Origin of the sequence: Bradyrhizobium sp. SYSU BS000235 (assembly GCF_049747295.1) — a bacterium.
Classification (GTDB): Bacteria; Pseudomonadota; Alphaproteobacteria; order Rhizobiales; family Xanthobacteraceae; genus Afipia.
This window is the reverse complement of the sequence record NZ_JBMHJM010000001.1, coordinates 4,235,244-4,248,419: the sequence shown is the minus strand read 5'-3', so window position 1 is coordinate 4,248,419 and position 13,176 is coordinate 4,235,244. Positions and strand designations below refer to the sequence as shown.

Here is a 13,176-nt window from a genome sequence, read left to right as displayed (position 1 = left end):
GAAGCTCGTTATGCGACGTTGCGGCCTTTATACTTCTTCTGATGATAGCTTGCATCGTCGTCCGGATGCACCGACAACTTGCCGTCCTTGTCGAACCCGACCTTTGGAAGGTCGTGCTTGGCCGCCTCTTCCTTTGCTGCGGCGGTCGCAGAACGGAAAAGCTTATCTAGCTCGCTCAATGAGAGATCTTTGACGGCCTTCATATCGTCACCACATCAAGCCCAGCTGGAAGATTCAAGATCTACTTGGTCGCCCGCACGAGCATTTATCGGGTCACGCCCAATAACGCTATGTTGGCACGTTCGTTCCAAAAATCAAGTGACATTTCAGTAGGTTAACAAAATCTGGAACCTGGATTCTCCCATGATTTCAAGGGGAAGTCCCCCGCCATGAGACAGGTTTCCGGATAGCATGCCAGGCACGTCGCACGCCCTCGAAAGCCGCGACCGCGCCGCGCGTCAACGCAGGCGACGAGATTCACGAAGGCACCGCGTGCGGTAAACGCGTGGGCGGCGCCATCCCGCTAGGCGGTTACAACAAGCCTGCCCTCTTGCCGCTGTTGCCCGGCTTGATCTTGATCTCCACGTCAGATCCGAGCGCGCGAACGAAGCAGAGCAGCCGTTCGAGCGAAAAGCCCTCAAACCTTCCGCGCAGCAATTTTGAAACATCGGGTTGCTTCAGCCCATGCGGGTGGCGACCTGCTCGTGCGTGAGATCAAGCTTCGCGATCATCGCGCTGATGGCAGTACGAGCCGCAACACAACCCTGCGCCTTGCCGCATCGCAAACACCGGTACGCGATGACCTTTGAAGGGCGGCCATAGCCCAAAGGGCAACGAGCCATCACCGCAACTGGCGATTGCGCGAATGCACGCGCAGTGATTAGATCGTCCGCACATCATTTTCAGTCGCTGCTTTTTCAGACGTTGTTTTCAGTCCTTGTTTTCCGGGCGCCGCTTTTGATGCGCGCTCGTACACCCAAGCATCCGTACAGCGGGCATCCCTCATCGGGACGCTCAAAGATCGACCAGTTCGCATATTGACCGGTTCGCGATGCACCGCGCGCGCCGCCGAATTTCATCACGCAAGCATCAAGGGGGCTCACCATGGCGAAGAAATCCGGAACGTCCGGAGGACGAAAGTCAGGAGGCGGAAAGACTGGAGGAAAGACAGGCAGTAAAAAGACCCCTGCTAAAGGCGGAAACAAGTCACCGAGCCACAGGGCAGATGACATCACGGGGGAAACGCCCCCCGTTCCGGCGGATGCGCGCGCGCCGGGCGACCATGCACTGAACAACATCCAGATCGGCAATCGCCGCTTCTTCGCGCATCCGACAATGCTTGCCACCGCGCGCGGCAAGAAGAAGCTGGATATCCTGCCCGACATGCCGGACATCCGCGACCGGCCGTACATCCCTCAGCTACGCCCGCTCCGGGCCGGCATCTATCCGAGCATCGCCTTTCCCGTGCGCGATCAGGGGCAGGATTCGAGCTGCACCGGATATTCGCTCGCGCATGTGATCGATTTTCTCCGCCACAGGACCATCAATGCCCAGGCGCCGCAGCGCGCCAGCGCACGCATGCTCTACGAGATGGCAAAGAAGAACGACGAGTGGGCCGGAAGCAACTACGAAGGCTCCAGCCTGCGCGGCGCGATCAAGGGATTTTTCCGCAACGGCGTCTGCACTGAGGCGACCGCGCCGGACAAGCCGAACGGCGCGCCATGGACGCTGACCTATGAGATGGCCAAGGAGGCACGCGAAACGCGCCTAGGCGCCTATTTCAGGCTGCAGCCGGACCTGACCGATTACCACGTCGCGCTGAACGATGTCGGCGTGATCTATGCGTCGGCCGAGGTTCACAGCAATTGGGACAATCCGAAGGGCGGCATCATCGTGCCGGATGGCAAACCTGCAGGCGGGCACGCCTTCGCCATCGTCGGCTACGACCAGACCGGATTCTACGTGCTCAACTCATGGGGATCGGGCTGGGGCGACACCGGGATCGCGCACTGGAGCTATACCGACTGGGCCAACAGCATCATGGATGTGTGGGTGCTGCAGCTCGGCGTGCGCGCACCGACCGCGTTCGGCGCCGCGCCGCGCATCAGCCTGTCCAGCGCAACGCAGACGAGCTTCGGCCATGAAGCCGCCCGCGCCGACATCATCGGACACTTCATCAACATCGACGACGGGCTGCTGGTCACCGACGGCAAATACGGCTCCCCCACCCCGGACGAAATGCTGGAGACGGTGAACCGGCTGACAGCGCCGGACTCCAACAGCAAGAAAGGCTACGATCATCTCGTGATCTATGCCCATGGCGGGCTCAACACGCTTGGCAACGAGGCCAACAGGATCGCCGCCTGGAAGCGTGCGGACATCTGGGGCCGCAACACCATCTACAATTTCCACCTGATGTGGGGCTCCGGCTTCGTCGACGAAGTGTTCGGCCGGTTTTCCGAAACGCCTGCGGGCCGCGTCGGCGGCATTGGCAACTGGGATTTCCTGTTCGAGGCGGGGCTGGGCAAGGAAGCGGGCACCCGTGCCTGGCGCAACATGAAGCAGGATGCGCGTGCGGCATTTCAGGACGTTCAGGATTACGACGGCGGCTATAAGGGACTAAAGCCGCTGCTCGATGGCCTCGACAAGGCGAAGCGGCGGCCGAAGCTTCATCTCGTGGGGCACAGCGCGGGCGCGATCGTGCTCGGCAATTTGCTCTCGGCGTTCGACCGCTTCAAGCTGAAGAACATCGATATCGAAAGCATTCACCTGATGGCGCCGGCCTGCACGGTGGACTTCTTCAAAACGAACTACGAGCCGTTCGTGAAAAACCTGGAAGACAAGATCTATCTCTATAACCTGATCGACGCGCGCGAACTCGACGACACGGTGTCGGCGGATATTCCGCTGGTGCCGCAGTACAGCCACTCCCTGCTCTATCTGGTGTCCCGCGCGTTCGAGACCACGCCGAACATGCCGATCGCGGGAATGGAGACCTTCAAGAGCAAGATGCCGAAGCTTGCGAAGCTCCTCACCGATTATTCCCCCAACGGCCGCACCGGATCGGTCTCCCATGGCGGCTTCGACAACGACGTGAAGACAATCTCCACCATCATGGAGCGCATCCTCGGCAAGGCTCCGAAATTTCCACCGCGCAGCGACGAACTGACAGGATACTGACGGCGCAACGGCCGGGCGAGACGGGTGATGGCGCTCCTGTCTCGACCGGCAAGCCATCGTGGAGCTCGCGCCGCTTTCACTTCAACGCTTTTTAGACCACCGCCGCCGCGATCAGCACCACCGTGATGATGGATGAAAGAGCCAGCGGCGCGATGAAGAAATAAGTCCAGCTCAGATACGTCGAGACCGCGAAGGCCAGCACCAGCCCCCAGGCGAGCGGGCGCGCGAGCTTCGCCAGCTCCGGATTGCCCAGTTGCCAGGCGAGCAGCGCCGCCAGCAGCAGAAACACAGTCACGAACAGGCCGAAGCCGGTGTAGAAATCCCAATAGCTGCGGGTGAAGCCCTGGACGTCGAACGTCAGCGACCGCATGGACGACACCAGCGTCTCCGCCTTCCACGCCGGGTTGACCTTCCGGAAACCGAACTGATGGCCGGCCGCGAACAGCACGATCAAGACGGACGCCACCCTGTATAACAACGACGCGCTCATGTTTTCCCCGCGATGATGTTGCGATGATCCTCGAAAGGGACAAAGCGCAAACAGCGAGGGACTGGCAAGGATCGCGTAAGTGCAGCCTGATCACAACTTGCGGAGGCCGCGCGGCTTCAGCACCTTCTTGAGCGCGTTCGGCAAGTCAGCGATGGCGGTGACGATGGCCCCACCGCTGGCGCGAATGAAATATTCCACCTGCAGGTTGACGACGGAGCCTTCGTTCTCGGCCGCGATGCGGAAGTCGCCGCGATAGCCGATGATGCGTTTGCCGCGCGCGAAGCCATAGCCGATCTCGGAAGCGGTGCCGCTATCCACGTCGACGCCGTCGAGCACGGCGACGATCACGTCGGCCTTGTCGATCAGCTTCTGGTTCGCAAGCCCGATCCTAGGATTGAGCTTCGCCCACGCTGCGCGCCGCGCCTCGCCATAGGGCATCGCCAAGACCTTGGCGATCGTCTTCGGCTCGAACGCCCACGGGTCGAGCACGTCGTGCCCTTCGCGCGCGAGCAGCTTCACCATCTCGAGATGAAACGCCCGCCCGGCTTCGGAAAAGCCGAGGGGACCAGCCAGATAGATTTTCATGGAAGGTTACCTGCGCACGTGACGACCAAGCGGGATGACGTCCACGCGAGACCGCTGTGAGGCGATATCGCGATGACGGATGCACAGATTAGCTGACGCGCTGGCCAAGGCAAAGACAAAGGCCGAGCGCTTGCAAAACATGAGGCCACGCCGCTCGCTGCTCACGCATCAACGTCAGTATTGCGGACCATAATAACGGGCCCGCGGCGTGCGGCCGTAGCGCGCATAAGCGCCGCGAAGCGCGTAGTTCGGCTGACAGTAATAGCCGGTGCCGGATGCGCTCGCCTGGCACTGCCGATAGGTTGAGTACATGCAGTTGCCCGGCCCGGGGCCCGTCTTCAGGCAATAGGGATAGTTCTGGGCCTGCGCCGCGCCGGCGTCGAGAACGGATGCGGCTGCCACAACTGCGGCGGCTAAAGGTAAGCTACGCATGACAATCTCCCGCGTGATGCGGACTCAAAGCATGATCCGGAAAAGCGTGCAGCGGTTTTCCGAAAAGATCATGCTCAGACACCGTCCGCTGTCGGGATTATAGGCGCGCGCCTTGGTTCCGAGAATATCCGTCAAAAGAGGTCTGGCGGACGCATCGCGCGGCCTGAGGACGATGACGCGTATCGTCTGCCGCTTCACGGATCACGTCAGTATTGCGGACCGTAACCGTAGCCGCGGCCGCCACGCGGCGCAGGGGTGGCGCCCGGCCCGTAGCCATACCCCGCTCCCGTACGGTTCTCCGGCAGCCAGTAATTCGGCTGGCAGTATTTGCCGGTGCCGGATGCGGTCGCCAGGCACTGGTCATAGGTGTCGTATTTGCAGTCTCCCGGCCCGGGGCCGCTGACCAGGCAAAATGGATAATCCCGGGCCTGCGCCGCGCCGGCGTTGAGCGCCGAGGCCGCGGCGACAGTGGCAAAAGCTAAAAGTATGGTTCGCATGGCAATCTCCCGAGTAAGGCGGACGAAAAGCATGATCCGGAAAAGTGTGCAGCGGCTTTGCGAAAAGATCATGCTCAAACAAGCATAATCCGGAAAAGGGTGGCGCGGTTTTCCGAAGAGATCATGCCCGAACAACATCCGTCGTTGGGATATAGGCACGGTCTGGATTCAAAGAAGATCGGCTGACGTGTCGCGCAAATCGCGGACGAGGACGCGCATCGTTTGCTGCTCCCCTATCACGTCAGTATTGCGGACCGTAACCGTAAGCGCGGCTGGCCCGCGGCGCGCGGGCATAACCCGGCCCGTAACCCTGCTCGCCATAAGATTGGTGAAGCGCGAAGTTCGGCTGGCAATAATATCCGGTGCCGGATGCGGTGGCCTCGCACTGCGCGTAGCTGGTGTATTTGCAGTCGCCCGGCCCGGGGCCGGTCAGCAAGCAGTATGGATAGTCCCGGGCCTGCGCACCTCTGACGTTGAACATTGAAAACAATACGCTGGCCGCCAAAGCCGCAAGCATGAAAAGAACCGTTCGCATCACGACCTCCAGAGGCAATCAGACTTCGAATCTGTCGTCTGGATATATGTGGGAGGTGTTCCCGAAGGAAGCCCAAACAAGAGGTCGTGATGGGGGGCGGGCTGACTAGGGCTCCCTTTCGAGAAGCCCAGGGGGTTAGACACGTACCCCTTCACCACGGGCTCAGCGCCTTGCGATCATCCCACTCGATTCGGACAATATCGAGAACCTTGCCTTGCCGGCAGAACTCATCGGCGGTCGCCTTTGCTTCCTCCCACTCGCGAAAGATCCGAGAACTCAGGCGCCGCTCTCCAACCAGCGACGAGTTCGGGTGAGGCTCAAAAATGATTACAAAGCCCTCGCTAATCTCGTGCTGCCTCCCGTTCTGTGTCGTAGAAGAAACCAGACTACGCCACGATCCCTTGCCTCTCCCTCCGGCAGAGAACAGACGTCTTTCAATTTTTTCCACGTTGCGCTGACTCGAACTTCCATAGGCCAGTTTCGCGAGCTCTCCGACAAGGTTGCAGAACTCAGCATAAACTTTCTCGTCATTCTTCTTAGCAACAGTGATCGCTTGATCCAGTCGCACGACAGATCGCCGCGTCAGTATGTTTATCGATCTTGATGTCCATTGGTCCATTATCACCCCGCGCGCGGAACCCGATGCAGGCAGAAAGAAAATTAGCTTTGTATAATATGCAGGCCCGCATCCTGGCATTTTTCCCGAAACAGAAAGTTCAAAGAACCGTCGGTAAGCCTCCTCAGGCTCGATGTTGCCTTTGCGAAGATCTTCTGCGACCGGAAGCCAACAATCACGGTGATCGAGAAAAGATTTCGCGTGACGTCTATGCATGTCTCCCCAGATCAAAATTGCAACGCAAAGATCGAACGTGCTGACATTAAAAACATCACGCAGCTTTTTGAGATCGGATCGATCGAGTTTCTTGCTTACGAAATCATCGTCATACGAATTTGGGGGAGAGCAGAAGAGAGCAGAAAGAGAAGAAACGAAAGAAGAGCAGAAGCACTTATAGCCCGGCGTTTTTTCCCAGCTCTTGATTGAAGCCCCCTTCCATCCACCAGAATCTTCGATAAGTTCAAATCTTTTAAGAAAAATAGGATCAAACGCCATATCCTCACTCCAAGAGCTAGTTAGCCACGCGTCGCTACTGACTAACTCGTCGCCCACACCTTCAACTGATTCTCATACTAATCTTTAGGGAAACCCGATTGTCGACTATCACATTGAAGGATGTCGTGAGATCACTTGACGATCTCATGGGCGTAAAGGCCGTATTTGGTCGATCAAGCGAAGCAGTTATGTGCTTTGGTTCTCGCGGCGATGCAGCACGAAAAGACAAAGGGCACTTCTCTCAAGCTCGAAGAACCGCCGAACAATCCCTTAAACACCCATACTTCATCACCATTGGTGGAGGACACGACGTTCCTGATCCGCTGCGCGGTCGCGCGCTCGAGCTAGTCAGAGCAACCGGTGTGTACGGCGAAACTTCAGCATTTGTTCAAAGTGAGGAAGTGAGAGCTAGACTCGCCAGATGGCCGGTAGCAATTGTCATAAGCGAGATCTACTCGATCAAGGGGGCGCCCCATTTAGTGGGCGAACTTGGCCTTCCGGATATGCGGATTCTCGAAAATGCATTCGATTCGGTAATGCGAAACGAAAGCCGAATTCGGCACTTGTGGGATGCTCTCAAGGACTGGCCGATCGAGCGGCGATGGGAAGTAACACCACCGCCCGGGTTCAGAGACCCAGGAAAAGTTCAGAGATCGGGGTCTATGTATCCCAAGCTGAGCAGCAAATCAGCCGAGGGCAAACGCGTATGGAAGCTTTCGCAAGAAGCTGAGCGGGCCCCCGAGCTAAAGAGAGAAGCAAAAGAACTGAATCGCGCGAGGAATGGCGGCGTGATTATTTGTGAAGCTTGTCAATTTTCCGATCCGCTAGGCTCAATGTTCGACGCACATCATCTTCAGCCACTTGCCGCCGGCATTAGAGAAAGTCGAGTTGATGACCTCGTAGTACTCTGCCCGACCTGTCATCGTTGGGCACATGCAAAGGCAAAGGACAAGCTGTCACCAATCCCAATAAAGGACGTCGCCGATGCGATGGCAAGACTATATCGTTGAACGCCAGAAGCGCTGACACTCGATACTGCATTACGCCGATGAGAGATCCGCACATATACTTCATTACTTCGTAGCCATAGTAGAAAACATACTTATCTAATGCGACGTGGGGCAAAATGGGAAAAGAGAACGACGAACAATTCGTTGAGGCGATCACGACTGAGGACGAGCTTGGCTCCGTAATCCGGTCACACATATACATCGAGCATGAATTATCTGAATTCATCCGAGCATCATGCCCAAATTCTGATGCTTTGAAAGGCTTTGAATATTCAGAAAAAATACGAATTGCCATCGCGCTTGGTCTTCACCCGAAATGGAAACCGGCTCTAGAGCTGATGGGCAATATCCGAAATCGCTTCGCTCACCGGCTGGACTACCAAATCACGCCGCAGGACGCAGCTGCGTTTTCGAAGTCGTTTACTGACTTTGCGCAAGCGGACATTGTGGCCGGCTATCAAGATATGAGGAAGACAAGTGCGAGCCCCTTCCCAAAGGACTTTGGCGCCAACGCACCTCGTATACGTGTAATGCACTGCATGATCTATTTGAGAGCTGGCCTTATCATCGAAACCGGCTCTGTTTCCAAAGACAGGCAAATTCACGCCAGATCAGAAACGGAAGGCGCATAGCTAATGTCGGCGCAATCTCTCAAGCATCTCGTTCAGACAGATCAGTTAGAAAAATACCCGCATCAGAAGGTTCATCGAGTCGCAAGAGGAAATAGTCGATCTGCTCCTCTCCACTTTCCTCGATGACAATTTTCTCAATGATATTGAGCGTAGCTTGATAAGTCTTAGGCAATTTAACGGGATTCTGCGCCGTGATTGCTTTATCAAAAGTGCCTTTAATAACTCTATCCTTCAGTTGCATTTTGAAAGTGCGCTCTGACGTGACAACGTCCAACAATTCACCGACCACAACCACAGTTTCTTTTGCACTTAAGGCTTTTATCGTTGCAGCTTTGGCCGCAATCTCAGCGGCCTGAACTCGCACCTCTTTTTTCACCACGTCATCACGACGCCAGATTATATCTGCCCCGAATCCAGCTTTGACGTTCTCTTCCGCCCATTGATGGACGAGGCGGATTGCAGGCACACCAACCAATTCCGTCAACGCCTCAATTTCTTCCGGCTTCTTTGCACGAATAAGATCGAACGTCTTTTCCATTGCCTCATCCAGCTTTGACTCGAAGAGAAAGCGATCATTGGCAAGCGTCATCATGACGCCGACCGATCCGGGGAAAGAGTACGCAAATCCTAAGGTCGTATCTGCAATTGCTTTCTCGGTATTCTTGGCCGCTTTCTTTTTCGCACCGCGCTCCAACGCGTCGTAGACTGTTGTGAAAATCTTCTGAAACGTCCCCAAAACAGCAGTTAACCCAGCGATGGATGCTGTATTTCCTTCCATTTCGATTCGGTAGCCACACGCATCCAATCCAAGATCATCAGCTGCAGCAAGGAACTGCTCTTCTAACGAAGCTCTTCGATTTTGAATCGTGCGTAATGTGGCAAGGACGGACGGCACATTTGGATAAGAGGCAAGCGTACGCTCGGCGTGAGCGACTGCCGCAGAAGCATCCTGCAAATCTTTTTGTAATTGCGCGAGAGTACTCATGGGGCCGTACCATCCAAAGAAATGACAACAATGCCCTTGGGGTCCTCTGCTCGATTAAAACCCCATTTTACATGCCAATACGAATACCACCAATGGCCCTCCTTATGCAGCGGGTGGGTAGGCGGGTACTCAAAGAGCGTATAACTGTCGCATTTAAGCGTCGATTTCTGGTTAACAATGACCCAGTCAAGCGCCTCGCGTTGCTCAACCGTTCCGAAGTCGTACATTTCATTGGCGTCGCAGCGAACGATTACGTCGACGTCATTCGGATCGATCCAGACTTCGGCGGTAAGATTGGCGTTCACGAGGCGTTCAACGAACTGCTTCAAGCCAGCCATTATTGGCGCTCGCGTTGTCGAAATGCCAGCGAATGGAACGACGCAATACTGCTCCACGTCTTCCATCGTAAGATGATGGAACCCAAGCGGAAACATTGAAGGAAAATCCGTCTGCGGGAGCATACCGGGGGTTGTATTGCATGGCCACATTTTCGTCAAATTTACAGAGCCACCGCCCTTTGGACCGAACTTATCCCCCTACCCCCTCAACACCCGTCCCACCGTATTCAACGCCACCCGTAAATTCCCCAGCTCCGCCTCCTCCGGGTAACGCTCCTCGATCGCGACTTTGCGCAGCGCCTTGAGCAGCGCCGCGCCCGGCCCCAGCGTGCGGCCGGCCTCGTGCAGGCGGTCGTGGCATTGGTCGTACTTTGCGCGCAGCCGCTTGCGCCGCCGCTCCTGCTCCTCCGGCTCGATGCTTTCACCGTTTTCTGCCCCATCGCCCTCCCACACATAAAAGCCGGTGGCCACAGCCTCCGTCAGGCTGCCTGATTTCGGCGAGCCGATGCGCAGACCGATCATCCGGCTATAGGCGCGCACCATCGACGCCCACGCGTTGCCCGCCTGCAGCTGCGTCTCGTCGATCAGCCCTTCATGCCGCAGCCGGCCGAGCGGATAGCCCAGCAATTCCGATTTTGGATTGCGCTGCCCGCGCCGGTGCGGCTGATTGAAGATGACGCTGAGATCCAATATCTCGCCGCGCGATTTGCCGGATGCGTCGCGCCGCACATTGGTCTTGCGCTTGCGGCCCGTGCGGCGGTTGATGACGATCTGCACCATTTCAATCTCTTCCGTTTCTTATGATGTTGAGCGGGCGGTAAACCGCGTGTCAGGGACTCTGCGTTTCAGCGCTGTGATTTTTGAACCGTCGCTGTCGCGCGCATTGTTCGGCGATGATGTTCGTTGTGCTTGCGGTGCGCGTTTAGGCGAAACCAGCGGCTCATGCGTTTGCCTTGTTAGCTTGGGCCGCGTTTGCGCGGACCTCGTTGAGAGCCGCCAGCGTGCGCTCGATCTCGGCCACGTCGCGCGCCAGCTCCGCATCCTTCGGCAGTTCGCGTTCGATCTTGCGCGAAGCATACAGAATGGTGGTGTGGTCCAGCCCCCCGAAGCGCATGCCGATTTCCGGCAGCGACTGGATGGTGAGGATCTTGCTCAGATAGATCGCGATATGGCGGCGGCGCACCGTGGCCTTGGAGCGGCGCTTGGCGAACAGCTCCACCCGCGACATGCGGAAATGCGCGATCACCGCGTCCTGAATGTCGCGCACGGTGAGATGCGATCCGGCGATGTGAAGCCAGCTGGCTGGCGACGGCCTTTTAGCAGCGGATGGAGTTGGCGCGGCGTTGCCATCTTGGACCACGGGTGCCGCGCGGCTGGCGTCGGGGGCCGCGGTTTCGCGTCCTACGATTGCCCCTCGGTTTCCTACTCGGGGGAATCCAGCGCCCATCCGGTTGAATTTATCCCCCGACGTGACTACCGGCTTGACAGGCTCGGGAGCCCGGACCGCGTTGTTCTGAATGCGCGCAAGCCGCGCCTTGTGTTGTTCGTGCAGCCGCTGCTGTTCGGTCGTCATTCCTGCCTCCCTCGGTCTTGCCGGGTCCGCCGCGTGCAGTCCGGCATCATGATCGTTGGCTCTTTTTCTTGCCTCATGATTCATGGTGGCGCGGGCAACCGTCCGCGCCGGATGTGTTGACGTTCTGCCGAAAGCCTTCGCAAGCAGAGCGCACACGGATGCGCGCCCGATGACGGGTGGATGTCTCGCACGCCGGCAGGGCATAGACGGCAAGGCCCCGTCCTTCCTGTAATTTGGCCAACGACATGCGATAAACGCCGCCGATCATCAGCCGCGGATAGACATGCTGCTGCGGGAAATTGGCCTTGTTCAGCGGGGTCACGCGATCCCGCGCAGCAAACGCTGTGGCGCCGCGTATCAGAGGTTGTTTGAGATCATGGTCCATGCGGGTAACCATGATAGAAATTTTCCCACCACGCAATAGAATAGTAGAAGATTTTCTATTGGATTTCCACAGAACAATCGTGGAAGATATTCCACATGAGCGACAATGAGTTACGCACCCGCATTCAGAACCGGCTGGTCGAGCTCGGGCGTTCGCCGATCACGGCGGCGGTCGGCGTGGGGCTCGAGCGCACTTACATCCGCGACTTCGTCAACGGGCGGAAGGAATCCATCCGCCTCGACAAGCGCGCGCTGGTGGCGCAGGCGCTGGACTGGAGCGTCGAGCAGCTGATGGACGAAGGCCCGCGCGGCGCCTCGCCGCCGTCGATCGTTGCGGGCAATCTGCTGGTCGGCGCGCGCGACTTCCCGATCTATGCGGCGACCCAGGGCGGCAACGGCCACATGATCATGCACACCGACGTGATGGAATATGCCAAGCGGCCGGTGGTGCTGGAGGGCGTGCCCGAAGGCTACGGCATGCTCATCGTCGGCGACAGCATGGTGCCGGCGTATCGCCCGGGCGACATCGCGCTGATCCATCCGCGCCGCCCGCCCGAGCGCGACACCGACGTGGTGCTCTACGACCAGGACCACCGAACCGGCGAAGCGAAATCGATGATCAAGCGCCTCATAGGCTTCAACGACCGCTCATGGAAGCTCGAGCAATACAACCCCGCGAAGACGTTCTCCGAACACCGCGCCGACTGGCCGATCTGCCATCAGGTGGTGGGGATGTATAAGGGGAGACGGTGAGGATGGGCCCCCTGCTGAGATGAGTTTAAAAGTCTGGGAGATCATGAGATGCGCCAGTACATCGCTCTGATTCATAGGGACGCCGACAGCGAATACGGCGTTTCGTTTCCCGACCTTCCCGGCGTGATCACCGCAGGAGGCACATTGATTGAAGTGCGCGATATGGCAGCCGAAGCCCTCGCCCTGCACCTTGAAGGACTCATTGCGGACGGTGAGGCTGTGCCCGAGCCTTCATCGCTCGAGGAGATCATGTCCGATGCTGAGAACAGGGACAGCGTCGCGGTCTTGATCGCAGCGGCGTAAAGCCTCGATGAGATCGCCGTGTGAAGGGTTGACGTGATGCAAAACGCACTCAAGCTCTTAGGCCTATCGTTGTCCTTATGCGTCGTTGCGGCCCTCTTTTCCCCACAGGCGCACGCGCAGCGCGGCGCACGCGCCACTCCCAAGCAATCGCTGGCAGCCCAGGTCCGGGCGCGAGGTCATGCGTGTGAGACGCCGCTGGTCGCACGGAAAGACAGACTGCGCTCGCGGCGCGACCACGCCGACTGGGTGCTGACCTGCAGCGACGCGCGCTACCGCGTCGTGCTGGTGCCGAACCGAGCGGCCAGGATCACGCCAATCCGCTAAGGACATGACGCGAAAGCGCACGCACCGGCTGGATGCGCGCACTC

At 58.0% G+C, this 13,176-nt stretch carries 18 protein-coding genes and 1 pseudogene; 6 read left to right on the top strand and 13 right to left on the bottom strand.

What is annotated here, in order from left to right:
- Positions 1–8: 8 nt before the first annotated feature.
- Together ACP0KA_RS19895 and ACP0KA_RS19890 are read right to left on the bottom strand one after the other, a co-directional pair.
- The gene (locus ACP0KA_RS19895) at positions 9–203 is read right to left on the bottom strand and encodes a hypothetical protein (RefSeq protein ID WP_424630448.1); all 195 of its coding nucleotides are present in this window, start codon (positions 201–203) and stop codon (positions 9–11) included.
- A 328-nt stretch (positions 204–531) separates the two neighbouring features.
- Positions 532–681, bottom strand: a complete 150-nt coding sequence (locus ACP0KA_RS19890; protein WP_424631667.1) for an XRE family transcriptional regulator — start codon at positions 679–681, stop codon at positions 532–534.
- 423 nt (positions 682–1,104) lie between these two features.
- Between ACP0KA_RS19890 and ACP0KA_RS19885 the strand changes: the two genes are divergently transcribed.
- Positions 1,105–3,180: a C1 family peptidase gene (locus tag ACP0KA_RS19885; RefSeq protein WP_424630447.1), complete on the top strand. Its 2,076-nt coding sequence runs from the start codon at positions 1,105–1,107 to the stop codon at positions 3,178–3,180.
- Between the two features lie 91 nt (positions 3,181–3,271).
- Here ACP0KA_RS19885 and ACP0KA_RS19880 read toward each other — a convergent pair whose 3' ends face one another.
- From ACP0KA_RS19880 to ACP0KA_RS19855, 6 genes are all read right to left on the bottom strand, one after another.
- Positions 3,272–3,670: an LIC_13387 family protein gene (locus ACP0KA_RS19880; RefSeq protein WP_424630446.1), complete on the bottom strand. Its 399-nt coding sequence runs from the start codon at positions 3,668–3,670 to the stop codon at positions 3,272–3,274.
- A 90-nt stretch (positions 3,671–3,760) separates the two neighbouring features.
- A complete protein-coding gene (locus ACP0KA_RS19875) occupies positions 3,761–4,255 on the bottom strand; it encodes a nucleoside 2-deoxyribosyltransferase (protein ID WP_424630445.1) in 495 nt (164 codons plus the stop codon).
- 174 nt (positions 4,256–4,429) lie between these two features.
- The gene (locus ACP0KA_RS19870) at positions 4,430–4,687 is read right to left on the bottom strand and encodes a DUF3551 domain-containing protein (RefSeq protein WP_424630444.1); all 258 of its coding nucleotides are present in this window, start codon (positions 4,685–4,687) and stop codon (positions 4,430–4,432) included.
- Between the two features lie 206 nt (positions 4,688–4,893).
- Complete coding sequence (locus ACP0KA_RS19865) at positions 4,894–5,184, bottom strand: DUF3551 domain-containing protein (RefSeq protein WP_424630443.1); 291 nt, start codon at positions 5,182–5,184, stop codon at positions 4,894–4,896.
- A gap of 241 nt (positions 5,185–5,425) precedes the next feature.
- The gene (locus ACP0KA_RS19860) at positions 5,426–5,719 is read right to left on the bottom strand and encodes a DUF3551 domain-containing protein (RefSeq protein ID WP_424630442.1); all 294 of its coding nucleotides are present in this window, start codon (positions 5,717–5,719) and stop codon (positions 5,426–5,428) included.
- 151 nt (positions 5,720–5,870) lie between these two features.
- Positions 5,871–6,830 (bottom strand): hypothetical protein, encoded by a 960-nt coding sequence (locus tag ACP0KA_RS19855; protein WP_424630441.1) that lies wholly within the window; start codon positions 6,828–6,830, stop codon positions 5,871–5,873.
- Between the two features lie 98 nt (positions 6,831–6,928).
- Here ACP0KA_RS19855 and ACP0KA_RS19850 point away from each other — a divergent pair, with 98 nt between their 5' ends.
- Together ACP0KA_RS19850 and ACP0KA_RS19845 are read left to right on the top strand one after the other, a co-directional pair.
- On the top strand, positions 6,929–7,840 hold the full coding sequence (locus tag ACP0KA_RS19850; protein WP_424630440.1) for an HNH endonuclease: 912 nt from the start codon (positions 6,929–6,931) through the stop codon (positions 7,838–7,840).
- A 116-nt stretch (positions 7,841–7,956) separates the two neighbouring features.
- Positions 7,957–8,472 carry a hypothetical protein gene (locus ACP0KA_RS19845; RefSeq protein WP_424630439.1) on the top strand — a complete coding sequence of 172 codons (516 nt, stop codon included), beginning with the start codon at positions 7,957–7,959 and terminating at the stop codon, positions 8,470–8,472.
- A gap of 19 nt (positions 8,473–8,491) precedes the next feature.
- Here the strand turns inward: ACP0KA_RS19845 and ACP0KA_RS19840 are convergent, their stop codons facing one another.
- From ACP0KA_RS19840 to ACP0KA_RS19820, 5 genes are all read right to left on the bottom strand, one after another.
- Complete coding sequence (locus ACP0KA_RS19840; protein ID WP_424630438.1) at positions 8,492–9,457, bottom strand: hypothetical protein; 966 nt, start codon at positions 9,455–9,457, stop codon at positions 8,492–8,494.
- Entirely contained in the window at positions 9,454–9,891 is a 438-nt protein-coding gene (locus ACP0KA_RS19835) for a DUF6932 family protein (RefSeq protein WP_424631666.1), read from the bottom strand. Before ACP0KA_RS19835 ends, ACP0KA_RS19840 begins: the two co-directional genes overlap by 4 nt.
- 102 nt (positions 9,892–9,993) lie before the next feature.
- Complete coding sequence (locus ACP0KA_RS19830) at positions 9,994–10,575, bottom strand: hypothetical protein (RefSeq protein WP_424630437.1); 582 nt, start codon at positions 10,573–10,575, stop codon at positions 9,994–9,996.
- Between the two features lie 160 nt (positions 10,576–10,735).
- Positions 10,736–11,368 (bottom strand): helix-turn-helix domain-containing protein, encoded by a 633-nt coding sequence (locus tag ACP0KA_RS19825; protein ID WP_424630436.1) that lies wholly within the window; start codon positions 11,366–11,368, stop codon positions 10,736–10,738.
- Between the two features lie 73 nt (positions 11,369–11,441).
- Positions 11,442–11,765, bottom strand: coding sequence for a hypothetical protein (locus ACP0KA_RS19820; RefSeq protein WP_424630435.1), 324 nt, complete (start codon positions 11,763–11,765; stop codon positions 11,442–11,444).
- An 83-nt stretch (positions 11,766–11,848) separates the two neighbouring features.
- Between ACP0KA_RS19820 and ACP0KA_RS19815 the strand changes: the two genes are divergently transcribed.
- From ACP0KA_RS19815 to ACP0KA_RS19805, 3 genes and pseudogenes are all read left to right on the top strand, one after another.
- Positions 11,849–12,505 (top strand): S24 family peptidase, encoded by a 657-nt coding sequence (locus tag ACP0KA_RS19815; RefSeq protein ID WP_424630434.1) that lies wholly within the window; start codon positions 11,849–11,851, stop codon positions 12,503–12,505.
- A 48-nt stretch (positions 12,506–12,553) separates the two neighbouring features.
- A pseudogene (locus tag ACP0KA_RS19810) lies at positions 12,554–12,799 on the top strand (type II toxin-antitoxin system HicB family antitoxin); the annotation flags it as partial.
- A gap of 45 nt (positions 12,800–12,844) precedes the next feature.
- Positions 12,845–13,132 carry a hypothetical protein gene (locus ACP0KA_RS19805; RefSeq protein ID WP_424630433.1) on the top strand — a complete coding sequence of 96 codons (288 nt, stop codon included), beginning with the start codon at positions 12,845–12,847 and terminating at the stop codon, positions 13,130–13,132.
- Positions 13,133–13,176: the final 44 nt, after the last annotated feature.

Coding starts and splice junctions, on each gene's coding strand:
- ACP0KA_RS19895 (WP_424630448.1), bottom strand. CDS start 203: ATGAAGGCCGTCAAAGATCTCTCATTGAGCGAGCTAGATAAGCTTTTC.
- ACP0KA_RS19885 (WP_424630447.1), top strand. CDS start 1,105: ATGGCGAAGAAATCCGGAACGTCCGGAGGACGAAAGTCAGGAGGCGGA.
- ACP0KA_RS19880 (WP_424630446.1), bottom strand. CDS start 3,670: ATGAGCGCGTCGTTGTTATACAGGGTGGCGTCCGTCTTGATCGTGCTG.
- ACP0KA_RS19875 (WP_424630445.1), bottom strand. CDS start 4,255: ATGAAAATCTATCTGGCTGGTCCCCTCGGCTTTTCCGAAGCCGGGCGG.
- ACP0KA_RS19870 (WP_424630444.1), bottom strand. CDS start 4,687: ATGCGTAGCTTACCTTTAGCCGCCGCAGTTGTGGCAGCCGCATCCGTT.
- ACP0KA_RS19865 (WP_424630443.1), bottom strand. CDS start 5,184: ATGCGAACCATACTTTTAGCTTTTGCCACTGTCGCCGCGGCCTCGGCG.
- ACP0KA_RS19860 (WP_424630442.1), bottom strand. CDS start 5,719: ATGCGAACGGTTCTTTTCATGCTTGCGGCTTTGGCGGCCAGCGTATTG.
- ACP0KA_RS19855 (WP_424630441.1), bottom strand. CDS start 6,830: ATGGCGTTTGATCCTATTTTTCTTAAAAGATTTGAACTTATCGAAGAT.
- ACP0KA_RS19845 (WP_424630439.1), top strand. CDS start 7,957: ATGGGAAAAGAGAACGACGAACAATTCGTTGAGGCGATCACGACTGAG.
- ACP0KA_RS19840 (WP_424630438.1), bottom strand. CDS start 9,457: ATGAGTACTCTCGCGCAATTACAAAAAGATTTGCAGGATGCTTCTGCG.
- ACP0KA_RS19835 (WP_424631666.1), bottom strand. CDS start 9,891: ATGTTTCCGCTTGGGTTCCATCATCTTACGATGGAAGACGTGGAGCAG.
- ACP0KA_RS19830 (WP_424630437.1), bottom strand. CDS start 10,575: ATGGTGCAGATCGTCATCAACCGCCGCACGGGCCGCAAGCGCAAGACC.
- ACP0KA_RS19825 (WP_424630436.1), bottom strand. CDS start 11,368: ATGACGACCGAACAGCAGCGGCTGCACGAACAACACAAGGCGCGGCTT.
- ACP0KA_RS19820 (WP_424630435.1), bottom strand. CDS start 11,765: ATGGTTACCCGCATGGACCATGATCTCAAACAACCTCTGATACGCGGC.
- ACP0KA_RS19815 (WP_424630434.1), top strand. CDS start 11,849: ATGAGCGACAATGAGTTACGCACCCGCATTCAGAACCGGCTGGTCGAG.
- ACP0KA_RS19805 (WP_424630433.1), top strand. CDS start 12,845: ATGCAAAACGCACTCAAGCTCTTAGGCCTATCGTTGTCCTTATGCGTC.